A 2,084-nucleotide genomic window follows, 5' to 3' on the forward strand; every position below is an offset into this window, starting at 1 on the left:
GGACGAGGAGCGCGGCGAGCTGGGGATGCACTACACCAGTGTCCCCAACATCCTAAAGGTGCTGAATCCGCTGTTCCTCGACGACCTGCGGGAGAAGTTGGACGAAGCGGACGATAACGTCCGCATGTTGCTCAACCTGCGCAAGCGCATCGCCAAGATCAGGGTCTTCGACCCGGCCTGCGGTTCGGGCAACTTTCTGGTCATCGCCTATAAGGAATTGCGGGCCATCGAGGCCGAGATCAACCGGCGGCGCGGCGAACCGGATCGCGCATCAGAAATCCCGGTCACCAACTTTCGCGGGATCGAGCTACGCGACTTTCCGGCCGAAATCGCCCGTCTCGCACTGGTCATCGCCGAGTACCAGTGCGATGTGCTGTACCGGGGCCAAAAGCTGGCGCTGGCTGAGTTTCTGCCTCTGCGCAACGAGAATTGGATCACGTGTCACAACGCACTGCGAATCGACTGGTTGAGCATGTGCCCTGCGACCGGTACTGGCGTGAAGCTGCAGGCGGACGACCTCTTTGAAACGCCGCTCGATCAAGCCGAGATCGACTTTCAGAACGAAGGCGGCGAGACGTACATCTGCGGAAATCCGCCGTACAAGGGCAGCAAATGGCAGAGTGACGAACAAAAGGCCGATTTGGCGAACGCTTGGGTCAAGCACCCCAAGCTGGCGAAGACGACCGACTTCGTGACAGGATGGTTTGCGCGCTTCTTCGACTACGCTGACAGCGTTCCAAATGCAGTTGCCGCCTTCGTGGCAACCAACAGCATATGCCAGGGCCAGCAGGCCATTGACGTTTGGCCGATAGCCTTCCAGCGTGGCTACGAAATCCGCTTTGCACACACCTCGTTCAAGTGGGCGAACCTTGCCAGTCACAACGCTGGCGTGACGGTAGTGATCGTCGGTCTGGGTGAAAAATCGACGCTACCCAAGAGGCTCTATCAGGAGGAGTTACTCAAGCAATGCTCTGCTATCGGTCCGTACCTTGTGCCGGATAGCCTCGCATATGTTCAGAAGGCAAATGATCCGATTGGCGAGCAGTCCACGATGCTGTTCGGCAACATGCCACGCGATGGCGGACACCTTTTTCTTGATGCCGAATTGGCAGAGAAGGTCATTGCCGAGGACGTTGATGTGCGCCCCTTCGTCAAGCGATTTGTCGGTTCGACCGAGCTAATAAACGGCAAGCTACGGTACTGCTTGTGGATTGCGGACAAGGACGTGGAGTCTGCCAAGAGAAGCGTCTTCATTGCTGAGCGCTTGCGGTTGGTGGCGGAGAATCGCAAGCAGTCAGATGCCGAATCTACACGTCAGTTCGCCACGCAGCCACACCGTTTCGTCCAAATCGCGGGTGTGGCGCGACGGGATCAAATACTTGTTCCTGGTGTTAGCTCGGAGAACCGACCCTACTTGCCCTGCGACTACTTGACGGCTGACGTCATAGCGTCAAACAAGTGTTTTGCACTATATGACGCCCCGCTGTGGAATATGGCGCTAATTGTGTCGAAGTTGCATTGGGTTTGGATTGGGACCGTGTGCGTTCGCATGCGAACCGACTTTTCCTACTCCAACACTGTCGGCTGGAACACCTTTCCCGTTCCGGCACTGACGGATAAGAACAAGGCCGACCTCACGCGCTGCGCTGAGGACATTTTGCTGGCGCGGGAGCATCACTTCCCCGCGACCATCGCGGACCTGTACCACCCCGAGAACATGCCTGCTGACCTGCGCGCCGCCCATGATCGCAACGACGAAGTGCTGGAGCGCATCTACATCGGTCGGCGCTTCAAGAACGACACCGAGCGGCTGGAAAAGCTGTTTGACCTCTATACCAAGATGACCGCTTCGGCTGCACCGGCCAAGGGCAAGAAGCGCAAAGCGGGAGACAACGCGTGAGCGACAAGATTGAGTCCGTACCGTCCGTTTCCGTCACCTACGCCCGCAACGGCGCGTCGACCAAGGCCAATGCGCTTGGGATGCGACCCATGCAGGAACGGGCCTACGAGAAGCGGGGCGAGCAATACCTTCTCATCAAGTCGCCGCCCGCATCGGGCAAGAGCCGTGCGCTGATGTTCGTGGC

Annotated in this window: 2 protein-coding genes; both read left to right on the forward strand. The window is 58.3% G+C overall.

Annotation, left to right across the window (positions count from 1 at the left end; translation table 11 throughout):
• Positions 1 to 1,900 (forward strand): class I SAM-dependent DNA methyltransferase (locus tag HNR76_RS15230; protein WP_183982376.1); only part of this gene is annotated, 1,900 nt, incomplete at its 5' end.
• Positions 1,897 to 2,084 (forward strand): hypothetical protein (locus tag HNR76_RS15235; RefSeq protein WP_183982378.1); only part of this gene is annotated, 188 nt, incomplete at its 3' end. The genes HNR76_RS15230 and HNR76_RS15235, both read left to right, overlap by 4 nt.

Source organism: Pseudoxanthomonas broegbernensis (assembly GCF_014202435.1).
In the GTDB taxonomy this organism is placed as follows: domain Bacteria; phylum Pseudomonadota; class Gammaproteobacteria; order Xanthomonadales; family Xanthomonadaceae; genus Pseudoxanthomonas; species Pseudoxanthomonas broegbernensis.